The sequence below is a fragment of the Paenibacillus sp. sgz302190 genome (genome assembly GCF_059820445.1).
In genome coordinates, this window is record NZ_JBZYAO010000011.1 from 32,985 (window position 1) to 49,643 (window position 16,659).

The following is a 16,659-nucleotide window of genomic DNA, read 5'->3' on the forward strand; positions in this document are numbered from 1 at the left end:
GAGAAGTGTATGTTGCAGTTTAAACCGCATCCCAGTCATACCGCCATTGTAATTACAGACCCGCAAAATGATTTCATGAGTCCAGGGGGAAGAGGCTATCATCTAACAAAAGATACGATTGAGCAAAACAACACGATACAAAACCTTGAACTCTTAATGAGCACTGCCTTGAATAAAGGGTATCAGCTTTTTATATCCCCCCATTATTTATACCCTCATGATTATGGCTGGCAATTTACCGGATCCGAACAAAAGATGTTATTAGGTCTTGGAATGTATCAAAAAGCAAATGAATACACACCACCGTCTGTAGGAGCTGATTTTGTTCCTTCTTTCAAACCTTACATTTTTGACAGGAGAACAATCGTTTCAACTCCGCACAAGGTTGCTAGTCCGCAAACAAATGACTTGGTATACCAGTTGCGACAACATAGAAAAGAGAAGACGGTTATTGCAGGAGTACTTTCCAACATTTGCGTAGAGTCCCATATGAGGCATTTAATCGAAAATGGGTTTGAAACCGCTGTTGTATACGATGCGACAGCAGCTACTAGTGAAAGGGATTTCCAAGCAGCCGTTACCAATTACAAGGCATTTGCCGCCGCTACTTGGACAACACGGGAAGCTATTTCCCATTTATAAGAGACATTACATGCAGGTGCAGTTACGTGTCATGAATGACAATAATACAAAAGGATCGCTTTCTCGGCTTATTGTGATGTTTCCACACTTCGGCCAAGCTCTAAAGCTTGGCTTTTGTGATTTCATCTTGTAAAGCCGGTAGACGACGATGCTCTTCTCTCACTTCTTGCAAATAGAGCATCCATTCCTCTGTCTGATTTAGCAGAAGATAAATGGATTTCAATTCAGTTAACCACGCCGCGGCATGTTGATAGCTGGAGCGGCTTTTCTCGGCAATTCTCTTCTCGGCAAATTGGCGAAGTACCGGAAGAAGCCTTATCGGATCATGCTTTTTGACCGCTTCGAACAACCGCCGTACAGAATCGCTCAGCCTATCGGATGTATCCAGGCGCCTTTCTTGATAAACCGACCAGGCTCGGTCCAGCTCACCAATGTGCAGATGCATATCAATTAACAGAGTTTCGAATCCACGACGTTTCAGGCTAGCAACATGAGCCATCCATTTTTTCGCCTGACGGTCTCTTTCTTCCGGGGGAGTTTCGTTCAAACAGACCTGGAATAGCTCCAGTGATGGCAGTGTTTCGAACCAATGGACACGGCACGAAATCGCTTCCGCTTGGCGTTCGGCCTGTTCATATATCGCGACCAGCCATTCAAAATAGTGATTTACTTGCTGTTCGGATACGTAGTGGAATCGAATCGCGCGGAAAGGTTCGGACGATTGCCTCTGAAGCTGCTCTTGCATTTGGCCGGTGATGAATTGAAGTCGAGTGATCGCTTCATCCAAGCGATGAAAACGTTCGTAATAACGGACAAAACAGGCGGAAGTGTCCGCATCGAATGCGTTGAGCATGGCTTCCGCGCGTTCCGCCTCTGCTTCGCGGTCTGATTCGAGGCTGATCTGAACCCACCAACGGATCACCTCCGGTTCGATTGCCTCCGCAGCAGCGGTATCACGAAACAAATTCGGCTCGAAACGGGTAACATAGTTCTTTAACCGCTCATAATGCTCACCGCCAAATAAGCAGTAACCGAGCGTTTGTCTCCATGCCGCCCAATCCTCTTCTTCCTCGCAAAGTCCGACTATCCAGTCGATCAATTCTAGGAAAAACGCGCTTTTGTTGCTGATGGGGGCAGACGAATCCCGAATAATCTTGATGAGTTCTTCCGATTTGGGCCAAAAAGACACACATTCATCCTGCAAATCCTCGCCGCCCATGTCTTCATCTCCATTTTCTTGTGCCCAATCATCCAAACGCTGCAGGGTAAGCAGCATCCCAACGGAAGCATCGATCCATTCGCCGTCGGCAGCCATTTCCAGCAGCTCCGCAAACCAGCGCTCAAGCTGTTCCAGACCGGCGGTATAATCCCAGCGTCCTTCATCAGAATAATCATGATAGCCTCGATAACTGCGTTCATAACGATCTTCAAACAAAGCAGCACATTGATTGAACTCATCTTGAATGATCGGTTCAAAATGCTTTTGTGCTTTAAACCAGTCATCAGGCGTCCATTCAATCGACTTCGCCAGACGGGCCTCTCGCTCCTTCACTTTCCATACTTGATGAAGAGCGGATCGGACATGCTCATTTTGTTCCGCTAGACGCAGTACCGTATGCTGCAATTCAGTCCATGTCATTTCTTTCACCATGCTTGTTATGTGATCCAGGATATTGGTCAAGTTCATCACCTTTCGTTCATCGTCTGTTTTCTCAAGTCTAGCAGCTAGCGTCAAGGAAATGAAGAGTTCTTTTAGTGGCGATCAAAAGCACGATAAGCAAACTACAATTGCAGGGCCTTCGTGGTCAATGCCAACATCGAATACACCATCGACGACTGGGAGATGAGCAAGTGATTCCCCGTCTTCGTTACACCGTCTTTTTTCATTGTAGCAGGGAAGGGGAATGTAGAAAATGGCAAAGTTTTGTGCTGTCTTGCGCAGCCGTTCTATATATTGTTCCGTAAGCTGCGTTCCTTCGCCCAGCATCATGGTGCCGTTTTGGTTCAATACCGGCTTGGCCAATGTTTGTCCGGGGCGAAGTGATTGTACGGTCATTGCAATCATAGTAGATCCTTCCTTCCTCTCGGGAATGATTATGGACACACGGTTGCTTGTTCGATCGACAATTGCGGAATTTCGAGAAATGCGTCTACATAAGTTCTGTCGAAATGACGGCCGCTCTGTTTGCACAGTTCTTCCCTTGCCTGCTCGGGTGTTTTGACCCGATTGTAAGGTCTGGGCTGAACCATGGCGTCATAAGCGTCGATAATGGCGCACATGCGCGCCCACGGCGGTATATCCGCGCCGCGAAGCCCGTCGGGATAACCTTGTCCGTCCCAACGCTCATGATGGGAACGTACGGTATCCAGCATCTCTTTGTTTTTCCAGCCGAGTCTGTGTCGAAGAAGCTGTACTCCCAGCTTGGGATGCTCGCGCATCAGCGCCTTTTCCGTTTCATCAAGCGGCTCACGCCTGAGCAGCAACTCCTTGGGCAGAAACAGCTTGCCGATATCGTGAAAGCTGCAGGCCGCAGAGAACATCTCTATTTCTTGATCCGACATTTTGACAACCTTCGCCATTGCTTTGGCCAGCATGCCGACACGAACACAATGCGCGAACGTGCCGGGATCCTGCCTTAATACCAATGCCAGCAGATCCATCCGAATTCGATTTGCCATCATTTTTGACCACTCCTGTTTCTGTGTGCACATAAGTATTTCAGCTCTGTCGTGCAAGTCGAACAATAGTGATTGTTCGAATGCCAGTAGAAAGGAGACCGAAAAAAATATGCAGGCGCGAACTCACAACCAACCTGTATCCATTGATATTTCAGGCATGAACGACGAACAAGTGGTTCAAAGCTTTCTTGCCGGTTACCACCGTCCCAACACGATCCGCAATTATGGTCGTGCACTCAGTTGTTTCCGGTCATTCATTGGAGTCAAGCCTTTCAGCGAGGTTACTTGGCATGATTTGGAGCAATACAAGACCGCACTCATGAAGGGCACGATCGCGAGCAAGCCGCTGACCGCATCCGCCGTAGCAAGTCTGATCTCGCCGCTCCGTTCCTTCTACAAATGGGGAAGCAACGCCAATATTGCATTATTCAGGCACGATCCTTCGCTCTCCATCCGTCTTCCGAAAATTCAGGTAACCAGCGGTAATCATTTTCTTAACCAACGGGAACTGATGAGCCTGCTGGCGCATTTGAGCCAAAAAAATATGCGGGAATGGATGATGGTGCTTTATATGGTCATTTTGGGGCTGCGGGTTTCGGAGCTTGTGCAAATGAGGTGGAGCGATTTCCATACTGATTTCGAAGAGAGCAGTGCGTGGTTGACCGTAACGAACGGAAAGGGAGGAAAAACCAGACAAATAAAAATGCCTGAGGCGCTATGGAAGCTGCATAACGACCCGGCAATCCGGGAGAAAATACAAGCGGAAGGTTCAGCTTCGGACGAAAACAGCCGCATCTTTCCCATTACGATTCGCCAGGTGGAGCGGATCGTCAAGCGGGCTTGCAAGGAAAGCGGTATTACCAAGCAAGTGACGCCACATTGGCTTCGCCACACGAACGCAACTCTGGCATTGCTGGGCGGCGCATCGCTTCAGCAGGTGCAATACACGCTCGGCCATGTGCAAATTAACACAACGCAGCGTTATTTGCATACGGTGGAACTGATGAAAAAAAGCGCTCCCGATTTTGTTGCCGAAAGTATGCGAAATATGATGAAAAATGCCTTGTTATGAATAGCAATCTGCTTTATAATTGGTAACAATATAGGTACAGCGTCTGATGAATGTCGAACAATCACTATTGTTCGACATTTTATTATGTCCTATTCAACTCTTATTATGCATCTTTCCGGAGGCTTTTTCGAAAAAAATAAATAATTTCCGCTGTTCAGCAAAACAAATTTCAATGAATGAAACCGCGTTGACTGATGAAATTCGGTATAAATAACATCAAGTTTATTTTCATGTAACACTTATAAAACATTCTAGGCGACCTCTTTAAGATGGTAGCCTGTTTTTCATTTTACAATTAAATCATTGTCATACATATATTTCTATGGTAAAATTTTACTTAAAATTACAGAAAAAGCATATAGAGATAGAGTTGGAGGAGAGATATGTATACGAAGCAATTTCAAACGTTAGTAGATGCCATACGAGACAGAAGTAAAATAACTGACCGTGGCATTCTTTTTATTGATGCTGATAAAATAGAAACTTTTATATCGTACAGTCAATTATTTAATGAAGCTCGAGGATATTTAGGCTATTTACAAGAAATAGGAATGAAACCAAAGCAAGAGATTATTTTTCAAATACAAGAAAATAAACGATTTTTAGTAGCATTTTGGGCTTGTATACTTGGTGGAATGATACCCGTGCCAGTAAGCGTTGGTGAAGATGAAGAACAGAACTTGAAAGTATGCCGTATTTGGGATTTGCTAAACAACCCATTCATGATTGCATCTGAGAAGGTACTGGATAAAATGAAAAAATTCGCTTTAGAACATGAATTATTCGATTTTCATCATCAATTAGAAGCTAAAACGGATATTATACAAGATAAAGTATATGATTATACATCTGTAAAATGTTATGAACCTAAGCCGGAAGAGTTGGCATTTATTCAATTCTCTTCCGGATCAACAGGTGATCCCAAAGGCGTTATGCTCACGCATCGAAACTTAATTTACAATAATTGTGCTGCTATAAATGATGCAAAAATCAGTTCAAGTGATTCTTTCCTCTCCTGGATGCCGCTTACCCATGATATGGGGTTAATTGGATTCCACTTCGTGCCGCTCGTGACAGGTATAAATCAGTACTTGATGCCAACCGAATTATTTATTCGAAAACCCGTTCTATGGATGAAAAAAGTAAATGAACACAAAGCAACCGTGCTATCCTCTCCTAACTTTGGCTATAAGTATTTCTTGAATTTCTTTCGTGAAGAAAAAGCAGCGGAATGGGACTTGTCATGTGTCAGAATCATTTATAATGGTGCCGAACCTATATTACCCGAAGTATGCCATGAGTTTTTAAACGTATTGTCAAAGTATCACTTGAGGAACACGGCAATGTTCACTGTTTATGGATTAGCTGAGGCCTCTGTTGCAGCTGCTTTTCCAAACGTAGAAGAAGAATTTACTGCTGTGCATGTACACCGGGATCATCTGAACTTCGGAGAGCATGTGATTGAATTAGACAAAGATGCTGAGCATGCAGCATCGTTTGTTTCAGTTGGAAAGGCTGTTGATTATTGCCAGCTTAGAATCTGTGACCAGGAAGATACAGTTGTCCCCGATTATGTTATTGGAAAAATTCAAATCAAGGGGGATAACGTTACCCAAGGTTATTATAATAATCCGCAAGCAACAAAGACATTGTTATCTCCAGATGGTTGGGTGAATACAGGGGATCTGGGTTTCATCATGAATGGGAATCTTGTCGTAACCGGGCGGGAAAAAGATATTATTTTCATCAATGGTAAAAATGTATACCCCCATGATATTGAGCGCGTAGCGATTCAATTGGATGGTATCGACTTAGGAAGAGTTGCAGCTTGCGGTGTTTATGATTCTACGAGCAAAGGTGAAGAAATTGTTGTATTTGTGGTTTATAAAAAAACGATCGAACAATTTCTACCCCTTATTAAAGAAATCAAAAAACACTTGTATATACACGGAGGATGGAGCGTCAAAGATGTCTTGCCCATTAAAAAACTACCAAAAACAACGAGTGGGAAAATACAGCGATATCAGTTAGCTAAGCAATATGAAGCAGGTAAATTCTTAACAGAGTCCTCATTCATCCATGAATGGAACATGAAGGATCAAACAAAAGAAACGGCTCCTGTGTCTGTTCATGTTTTAGAAACTGAATTAATTTCACTATTTTCTGAAGTGTTGGCAGGGAAGAAGATTGGTATTGGGGATAGTTATTTTGATATGGGCGCAACTTCATTGCAACTGGCTCAAATCGCTGAACGTATAGAACAAAAATATGGAGAAGAGCTTGCTATTACTGACCTCTTTACATATCCGTCTATATCCGAATTGGCAAAATATCTTGCTAAAAACGATGACGAAACTAAACAAGTCAACAAAATCATTGGAGATCATCCATCATCAAATGATATTGCTATTATTGGCATGTCTCTAAATGTCCCGGGAGCATCGAATACGCATGAATTTTGGAGTACTTTAGAGAATGGTATGTATTGTATTCATAATTATCCTGAAAAACGGGTAAAAGACGCAACGGATTATTTACAATCCATTCGAAGTGAAATGAATGAAAGTCAGTTTATTAAGGGCGGTTATTTGGATCAAATTGATCAATTCGATTATTCGTTCTTTGGTTTAACGCCGAAAACAGCACAATTTATGGACCCGAATCAAAGAATGTTCTTACAAACGGCATGGCATACGATTGAAGACGCAGGATATGCAGGTGAAGGAATCAATGGAAGAAATGTAGGCGTTTATGTGGGTTACTCTAAAGTGGGATATGATTATGAACGGCTCGTGACGGCCAGTTATCCCGAGGAACTTAAAAATTATATTATTGGAAATTTACCATCCGTACTGGCGAGTAGAATCGCCTATTTTTTGAATTTAAAAGGCCCTGCGATTACGATTGATACCGCTTGTTCTTCCTCACTTGTTGCTGTTCATATGGCGTGTAAAGGATTGCTCGCTGGAGATTGTGAAATGGCAATAGCAGGCGGCGTTCGAACGGCATTATTACCTATGAGTATTGGATTGGATATGGAATCTCCAGACGGATTAACAAGAACGTTTAGCGAAAATTCCAACGGTACTGGATTTGGCGAGGGTGTCGGAGCTGTACTATTGAAACCATTGCAGCAAGCCATTAACGATGGGGATTATATCTATGGTGTGATTAAAGGAAGTGCGATTAATCAAGATGGCAAAACGGTGGGAATTACTGCACCTAATCCTGAGTCACAGACGAATGTGATCGAACAAGCGTGGAAGGAAGCTGGAATTTCTCCAGATACGCTTAGTTTTATTGAAGCACATGGAACAGGGACTAAATTAGGTGATCCCGTTGAGTTTAATGGTCTGTGTAAAGCTTTTGAGAAATATACGAATCGGAAACAATTTTGTGCTATCGGATCTGTAAAAACAAACATCGGGCATTTATTTGAAGCAGCGGGCATAGCCGGGTTAATAAAATCTATACTCATGTTTCAAAATAAGAAAATTCCGCCATTGGTTCATTTTGATAGGCCTAATCCATTGGTTAAATTTGAAGCTTCACCTTTTTATGTGAATCAAAAGTCAATGGCTTTTGGTGAGGAAGGTAAGCCCCTGCGATGCGGGGTTAGTTCTTTCGGTTTCAGCGGTACAAATGCGCATGTTGTACTCGAAGAATTTGTGCCTTTGAAAACAGAACATAAAATTACGGTTCAAGAGCCTAATCTATTTGTTCTGTCTGCAGCGAATGAACGGGCACTTGATGAACTGGTGAGAAGTTATCAGCAATATACAACTGATCACAGTGATGTTTCCATTCAACAAATTTGTTATACAGCGAGTACGGGAAGAGCTAGTTTAGATTATCGTTTGGCCATCATTATAACCAGTACACAAGAACTAAATGAAAAATTAAAACGAATCGTACGAGGAGAGCGTAATCTGACAGATGTTTATTTTGGCTATGGAAAAAAAGATAAAAAGTTTATTTCCGATAGTCTATATAAACAGGCAAAAGCAGAATCGTTGAAGCAATTAGCCGAGTTATTTACACAGGGGGCAGTGATCGATTGGGAGAAATTTTATGGCCATGAAGTCATTCGAAAAATTCCATTGCCGTTATATCCATTTGAACAGAGGAGGTGTTGGGTTGAAGTGAAACATCCGATACCAACGGGATACATTTCAGAGAGGAATGAGGTCCAAATGGAGATGAATACAAAGGATATTGAATTGAAAATTAAAACAAGTATAAGTCGTGCTTCTGGAATTAAGTTGGATGAATTAGATGTTCATGCTCATTTTCTCCAAATGGGATTGGATTCCATTATTCTCATGCAAATCAAGAAAGAAATATTAGAAATGTTCAGTTTGGATATTCCCATGGAAATGTTTTTCGAAACTCTTACCAACATTAAGTACTTAGTTAAATATGTGTCTGAGCATATAAATGATAAAAATGTTGAGGAACACAATGAAAATCATGCAGTCGTGAACAATACGGTTGCGGTACAATCATCCGCGAATGTTTCGGAGCAAATTGTGATTTCTGCCATTCATCTGATGGAATCACAATTAAAAAGTTTGAATCTATTGTTAGGCGACCAAATCAATGCTGTTCAAGTCAAAGAAACCGCTGAAATGAACGAAATGAAAGATATGAAAAATATGAAAGATATGAAGGAAATCAAACAAGTTACGGAATCGAAGGAAGCGAAACCATTCATACCTTATCAAGTATTAAAAGTTCATGAAGAGAGCGGGTTTTCACATCCCCAGAAGCAGTATGTCGAACAATTTATTTCCAAGTATACCGCAAAAACAAAAGGCTCTAAGTTAAAAACAGGTCAAACTCGTTTTGCCCATGCGAATAATCGCAATGTATCCGGATTTCGTTCTTATTGGAAAGAAATGGTGTATCCGATTATTTCTATACGTGCGGATGGTTCAAAGATATGGGATATGGATGGGAATGAGTATTTGGATCTGACCATGGGATTTGGTGTAAATCTATTCGGTCATAATCCTTCTTTTATCCAAAATGTAATTGCGGACAGTATTCAAGACCAATTGCCTCCATTAGGTCCCATGTCAGACTTGGCAGGAGACGTCGCAGAAAAAATTTGCGAGTTGACAGGTGTAGAGCGTGTCGCATTTTATAATTCAGGTACAGAGGCAGTTATGGTTGCGCTGCGTTTAGCGAGAGCGGCAACGGGGCGTTCTAAAGTCGTATTGTTTTCAGGATCCTATCACGGTACGCATGACGGTGTGCTGGGTGTGGCGAATCCGGAGGATGTTGTATCTTCTGCGCTTCCAATGGCTCCCGGCATTGCAAAAAGCTTTATGAATGATTTGATTATTCTTAATTATAACCATCCGCAAACACTGGATATCATTCAAAGTCTCGGTGATGAACTGGCTGCTGTACTTGTAGAACCGGTGCAAAGCCGAAGACCTGATGTGCAGCCAAGGCAATTTTTACAGCAGCTTAGAGAGATTACAAAACGATTTGGAGCAGCACTTATTTTCGATGAGGTCATCACTGGGTTTAGAATTGGTTTGGGTGGAGCACAAGAATGGTTTGGCGTTCAAGCAGATCTGATTACTTATGGAAAAGTTATAGGTGGCGGCATGCCTATTGGAATCGTTGCAGGCAAAGCCGAATTTATGAACGCTGTGGATGGAGGAACTTGGAATTTCGGCGATCAGTCCTATCCTGCAGCTGCGGACAAGAAAACTTTTGTCGGTGGAACATTTTGTACACACCCGCTTACGATGAGAGTATCGTTAACGGTGCTGCAGTATCTTCAATCCGAAGGAGGGAAATTATATAAGGACCTAAATGAAAAAACGGATTATCTTGTAAAAGAGTTAAATGAGTTTTTTAAAAAATCCAATGTACCTATACAAATGGTAAACTATGGATCGCTTTTTAGATTTATTTCATTTGGGGATCTGGAGCTGTTTTTCTATCATTTAATTTATAAAGGTTTATATATTTGGGAAGGTCGCAACTGTTTTATATCTACCATGCATACGATGGATGACATGAATACCATCATTAAGTTTGTGAAAGAAACGATCTATGAACTTCGCGAGCTTGGATTTATACCTGGTGACTCGCCTATTCCGGAATATCAACTTTCTTTAGAGCAAAAGCATCTTTTATTGACTTCACTACATGGGGAAAATGCGAATGCGGCATTAAATCAAAGTGTTATTTTAAAGATGACAGGGAATGTAGAACCTTCAACACTGAATCAGGCAGTGAATCGGATAGCACATCGTCATGATGCTTTGAGAACGGTGATTCATGCAGATCGTGAAACACAACAAGTTAGACCCGTAATTGAATTTCAGTGCGCATGTATGGATTTCTCACAGTATGTCCACGAGATCCAAAAACTGGAAATTTCCAATTGGTTATCTAACGATGCGAGTAAAGCATTTGATTTACAGTCCGGGGAGCCTCTATTTAGAATCAGTTTGCTTAAACAGGCAGCGAATCAATATCTTATGGTACTTACATTTCATCACATTATTGCAGACGGTTGGTCGATTGCTGTATTCATTCAAGAGTTGGAACAAACCTATTCTGCTCTTATTCGAGGGGTTCCAGTTCTATTACCTGAAGCCACTTCATTCCGTGAATATTTAACATGGCAGCAGCTTGAACATGAAAAAGGTACATTTACCCAAGGGATTCAGTTTTGGAAAGAGCAATTTTCCTTATCATTCCCCAAATTAATTTTACCAACGATGCAGTTCCAGGATGTTCAAAAAGGTTATTCAGGGGAAAGACATTCGATGAAGTTGGATCGTCAATTAACCGAATCACTGAGAACTTTAAGTATAAATAATAAGAGCAGCTTGTTTGTAACCATGTTCGCCGCGTTTCATTTATATTTGCATCGACTAACAGGTCAGTCTCAACTTGTGATTGGCGTTCCTACGGCGGGTCAGTCCCATATGAATACAAATGTGCTTATTGGCAATTGCGTCAATATTGTACCTGTTCACAATACCGTGCAAACGGATCAGTCCATTTTAGACAATATCCTTTATATCAAGGAAACGTTAGCTCGCGTAATGAAACATCAGCATGTTCCGTTGACGATCGTATCCGAACAACTTCCCAATATGCCGGCGCCGGATACCCGCATTTTATTTAATATGGATAGAACGATTCATCGTCTTCAATTTGAACATATAGAGACCGAATTTATGTCGTATCCCATTAAACGTGTTCCTTATGATTTATTTCTTAATATTACGGATGTCAGCTATGAATTGATCCTGGATTTTGATTATAATACCGATCTCATTGGACATGAGATGATGAAAATGTGGTCTGAAGGATTTATTGGCTTGCTGCAAAATATGGCGAATCATCCACAGGCTGAAATTTCGTCTTTAACGTTATTTTCACCTGAACAACAAGATCAATTAAATGAAATGTACAACCGTTTTGCATATGAGCGCGTTCTTAGCGCCAATCAAGCAGCCGTGTTTGAAAATCCGGCCAATGATACGGAGAGAAAGCTGGCGCTGATCTGGGAGGAACTATTATCCGTGGATCAAGTGGGGAGAAATGATCATTTTTTTGATCTCGGAGGGAACTCGCTCAAGGCGACGGTGATGCTTTCAAAGGTACAAGAGCAGTTCCATCACAAAATTTCGATTGTACAATTTTTTAAGAATCAACATCTTAAGGAACTTGCCAGTCTGATTACGGGCGAGAAAGAAGAAACTTTTATGCCTATTAAGGCATTGGAAGTAAAAGAATTCTATGAAACATCCTCAGCCCAACAGCGGATCTATTTTCTGGATCAATTTGAGCCGAATAGCCTATTTCAAAACATGTGCGGGCACATCACGGTCACAGGAAATATAGATGAACATAAATTGATTTCATCATTGGAACAAATGGTGCAACGTCACGAAGTATTTCGCACAAGTTTTCATCTTGTTGACGGAGAACTTTCCCAAAATATTGCCCCATCGGTTGATTTTGAAGTGAAAAGGTCTCAAAAAAGTCCTAGTCAATTTGAACAAGATGTGAAGGAGTTTGCAAGACCATTTGATTTGTCAAAGGCTCCATTAATACGTGCCGAATTCATTCGAGTAAACCATGATCATGCAGAAATACTCATCGATATGCATCATATTATTTCGGACGGGTATTCCGTTGGTATTCTCGCTAATGAACTCATCGATGATTATGACGGAAGAAGCATGCCTGAAATTGAAGTTGAATACAAAGACTTTGCAGCTTGGCAGAAACAATTTTTGGCGGGAGAGTCTTATAAGCAGCAAGAAACATATTGGCTGGATCAATTTAAAGGGGAGATTCCGAACCTTAATTTGCCTACTGATTTTGTTCGAACACCTTCTTTAACTTCGGCAGGGTCAAGATTGTCATTCGTTTTGGATCCATATTTGAAGAATTCGCTGGATAAGCTTGCCAAACAAACGGGAACCACTTTATTTATGGTTCTATTGGCAGCTTATAATGTGATGCTTCATCATTATTCGGCTCAAGAAGATATTATTGTAGGTACGCCAACTTCAGGAAGAAACCATCCTGATGTCGAAAAAATGATAGGTGTCTTTATTCAGACGGTAGCCATTCGATCACAGCCGGCGGGGAATAAATCGTTTCGATGCTATCTCGAAGAAATAAAAAAACTATCCCTGGATGCATTGGATAACCAAGACTATCTGTTTGACAACCTTGTAGAGAAGTTAAATACGCATCGTGATACAACCGGGACAGCGCTCTTCAATACGATGTATATCTTTTTAAATACAGAGTTGAATCAAAGGCAAGAAAATGATTGCAAGTTTAAAGTTAGAGAATTAAATGTCGGTATATCGTTGTATGATTTAATGTTCATCGTTGAAGATGACAGAGAGTGCCTTGAAATGCACTTTAATTATAAGACGGAACTATTTGAACGGGACACCATTGACAGGATGAAAACGCATTTTATCAACATCCTCAGAGACATTGTGATCGAACCGAATGTTGTCTTGTCAGACATTCAAATGGTGTCTGAAAGTGAGCAAAACTATCTTTTAAATGAATGTAACGATACAAAGATAGATTATTCGCGGGATAAGACAATCCAGGAATTATTCGAAGCGCAGGCGGAGCGGACCCCCGATCAATTGGCCGTTGTATTTGGAGATCAGCAATTGACGTACCGTCAACTGAACGAACGTGCGAATCGGTTGGCGCGTACGCTAAGAGCGGAGGGAGTATATGCGGACCAATTAGTAGGCATCATGACAGAGCGTTCTATTGACATGATGGTTGGCATCTTTGGAATTTTAAAAGCGGGAGGGGCGTATGTGCCGATCGATCCGGATTCTCCGGAAGAGCGTATCCGGTATATTTTACATGATTCGGGAGCAACGTTGTTAGTCACGCAAAGGCATCTTAAGCAGTCTGTATCTTTCAATGGCAAAGTTATTGATTTGAACGACAAAGAAGCCTATGCAGATCATATGTCGAATTTGGAGTCCGCAGGAGATTCCAAGCAGTTGGCTTATGTGATCTATACTTCAGGTACAACAGGCAAGCCGAAAGGCGTGATGATTGAACACCGTCAGGTTCATCACTTGGTTAAAGCGTTGTATAGCCAGGTTATTGATGATCAGCATAAAAATTTGCATATCGCTTTACTGGCGCCTTACTATTTCGATGCATCTGTCAAGCAAATTTTCGGCGCACTGCTATTAGGCCATACCTTATATATCGTGGACAAGGAAACGATACTGGATGGACAAGATTTAATGAATTACTATCAACACAATCAAATTGATTTAACAGACGGTACACCTGCGCACTTGAAATTACTTTTAAAAGCAAAAAACGTTCAAAGGATATCGTTAACATACATGCTGATTGGCGGGGAGGCTCTTCCTCAGCAAAGTGTAGCTGAAATAACATCATTATTTTCGCTCAACCAAATAGCGCCGCCAACCATTATCAATGTATACGGCCCGACAGAATGTTGCGTGGATGTTGCTGTGTTCAGTGTGATTCCAGAGCAGCTTGATTCGGAGAATAGCCGGGCTTACGTGCCGATTGGCCGAACATTAGGAAATAACCGTCTGTATATTTTGAATAGACATGAAAAAGTACAGCCTGTGGGAGTCGTAGGAGAATTGTGTATTTCCGGCGATGGGGTAGGCAGAGGGTACTTGAATTTACCTGAGCTGACAGCGGAGAAATTTGTAAGTGATCCGTTTGTCCAGGGAGCAAAAATGTATAAGACGGGAGATTTGGTAAAATGGCTTCCGGATGGCAACATCGAGTATTTGGGACGAATGGATCATCAAATAAAAATTCGCGGATACCGGATCGAAGTAGGGGAAGTCGAAGCAGCACTGTTGCATATAGAGTGTGTGAAAGAGGTCATCGTCATTGCACATGAGGATGTGAACGGGGACAAATCTTTATGTGCATACTTCACAGCGGATTACACGCTGACGGTTAAAGAGTTGAAAGAAAAACTGTCAAATGTTTTACCGAATTACATGGTTCCATCCTACTTTATACAATTGGATCACATGCCTCTGACATCGAACGGAAAAATGAATCGCAGATTGCTTCCGGTTCCAGAAGAAAACATACAAACGGGAAGCGAATATGTAGAGCCCCGTACGATGGTGGAAAAACAGATGCTGGCCATTTGGCAAGACGTGCTTGCCGTAAAAAAAATCAGCGTAAAAGATATTTTCTTTGATGTAGGAGGCAACTCTTTACGAGCGACAAAGCTGGTGTCCAAAATCAATCGAAAAATGAATGTCACTATATCTGTAAGAAACGTCTTTGAATGGCTCACGATCGAACAGATGGCTCAGTCCATTGACCATATGGAGCGGAATGTATTAGCATCCATCCCCAAAGCTGAGGAGAAAGAATACTACCCTATTTCTTCGGCGCAAATGAGAATGTACATTATGAGCATCAAAGGCGGCAAAGAACTCGTTTACAACATGTCAGGCTTCTTTATGATCGAAGGATCGCTTGATCGTATGAGATTAGAAGAAGCGTTCCAACAATTAATTCGTCGTCATGAGTCTCTTCGGACGGCATTTAAAATCATACACGGAGAGCCTAAACAAATTATACATCCTGAAGTGAATTTTGGAATTGAATGGATAGAGTCAACGGAAGAAGATATCGAAAACCAAATTCAACAGTTTGTTCGCGCATTCGATCTCGGCCAAGCGCCTCTTATGAGAACGGGGCTTATTGAACTTGAGCAGGAGCGTCATGTATTGCTTGTAGATATGCACCATATCATTTCAGATGGGTTATCCGTCAACTTTCTAATGACTGAGCTTAGCCAGTTGTATAAGGGAGCCGAGCTTTCACCTCTTCGAATTCAATACAAGGATTATGCTGAATGGCAGCAGGTTCAACTTCAAAGTGACCGGATGAAAAAGCAGGAGAAGTACTGGCTTGATGTCTTTAGTGAAAAGATCCCTTTATTGGATATGCCAACAGACTATGAGAGACCTGAATCCCTAAGCTATGAGGGAGATGTATTCGAAATTGCTATGGAGGAAGAAATTTTTGCAGGCTTAAGAAAAATGGAAGCTCTGACAGGAACGACGCTGTATATGATTGTATTGGCAGCCTATACCATTCTTTTGTCCAAATACAGCGGACAAGAAGATATCATCGTTGGAACGCCGATTGCCGGAAGGACCCATGCAGAATTGGAACCGGTTATGGGGATGTTTGTGAATACACTTGCTGTTAGAAATTATCCTAGGGGAGAACAAACATTTACGGAGTACTTGCTTGAAGTTAAAGAAAATATGTTAAACGCCTATGAAAATCAAGATTATCCTTTTGAGGAATTGATCGAGAGAGTCCAAATAATCAAAGATGCCCGGCGCAATCCGTTGTTTGACACGATGTTCGTATTGCAAAATACCGATGCAGCGGAGTTTCAAATGGATGGTGCAACATGTAAACCTTATGCTCAAAATAATAGGGTATCCAAATTTGATTTAACATTATATACAACCGTTTCTGATCATAAACTGGAAGCCGCTTTTGAATATAGTACAACCTTATTTGAGAAAACAACGATTGAAGCGATGTCAAGAAATTTGTTGTTACTTTTAACATCCATTTGTCAAAACCCTCATATCGAAATTAACAAAATCAAGCTGGTTGAAGAATTAATGAATCGGGATACGCTAACAGATTTAATTGAAGTGGATTTTTAATATAACATACAAATGTGGATCGGG

General features: G+C 41.6%; 6 protein-coding genes. 3 read left to right on the forward strand and 3 right to left on the reverse strand.

Annotated features, from left to right (window positions below; genetic code table 11):
• Nucleotides 1-9 precede the first annotated feature (9 nt).
• Nucleotides 10-642, forward strand: coding sequence for a cysteine hydrolase family protein (locus AC6RNO_RS14365; protein ID WP_474681840.1), 633 nt, complete (start codon nt 10-12; stop codon nt 640-642).
• Between the two features lie 100 nt (nt 643-742).
• Here the strand turns inward: AC6RNO_RS14365 and AC6RNO_RS14370 are convergent, their stop codons facing one another.
• The 3 genes from AC6RNO_RS14370 to AC6RNO_RS14380 all read right to left on the reverse strand — a co-directional run bounded on the left by AC6RNO_RS14370 (nt 743) and on the right by AC6RNO_RS14380 (nt 3,324).
• The gene (locus AC6RNO_RS14370) at nt 743-2,323 is read right to left on the reverse strand and encodes a hypothetical protein (protein ID WP_497105822.1); all 1,581 of its coding nucleotides are present in this window, start codon (nt 2,321-2,323) and stop codon (nt 743-745) included.
• A gap of 81 nt (nt 2,324-2,404) precedes the next feature.
• Nucleotides 2,405-2,707 carry a hypothetical protein gene (locus AC6RNO_RS14375; RefSeq protein WP_474681838.1) on the reverse strand — a complete coding sequence of 101 codons (303 nt, stop codon included), beginning with the start codon at nt 2,705-2,707 and terminating at the stop codon, nt 2,405-2,407.
• Nucleotides 2,708-2,736: 29 nt separating this feature from the next.
• On the reverse strand, nt 2,737-3,324 hold the full coding sequence (locus AC6RNO_RS14380; RefSeq protein WP_497105823.1) for an HD domain-containing phosphohydrolase: 588 nt from the start codon (nt 3,322-3,324) through the stop codon (nt 2,737-2,739).
• Nucleotides 3,325-3,430: 106 nt separating this feature from the next.
• On the opposite strand from AC6RNO_RS14380, the gene AC6RNO_RS14385 reads away from it, so the two are divergent.
• Both AC6RNO_RS14385 and AC6RNO_RS14390 read left to right on the forward strand, forming a co-directional pair.
• Nucleotides 3,431-4,393, forward strand: a complete 963-nt coding sequence (locus AC6RNO_RS14385) for a tyrosine-type recombinase/integrase (RefSeq protein WP_488436169.1) — start codon at nt 3,431-3,433, stop codon at nt 4,391-4,393.
• A gap of 383 nt (nt 4,394-4,776) precedes the next feature.
• Nucleotides 4,777-16,635: an amino acid adenylation domain-containing protein gene (locus AC6RNO_RS14390; RefSeq protein WP_497105824.1), complete on the forward strand. Its 11,859-nt coding sequence runs from the start codon at nt 4,777-4,779 to the stop codon at nt 16,633-16,635.
• Nucleotides 16,636-16,659: the final 24 nt, after the last annotated feature.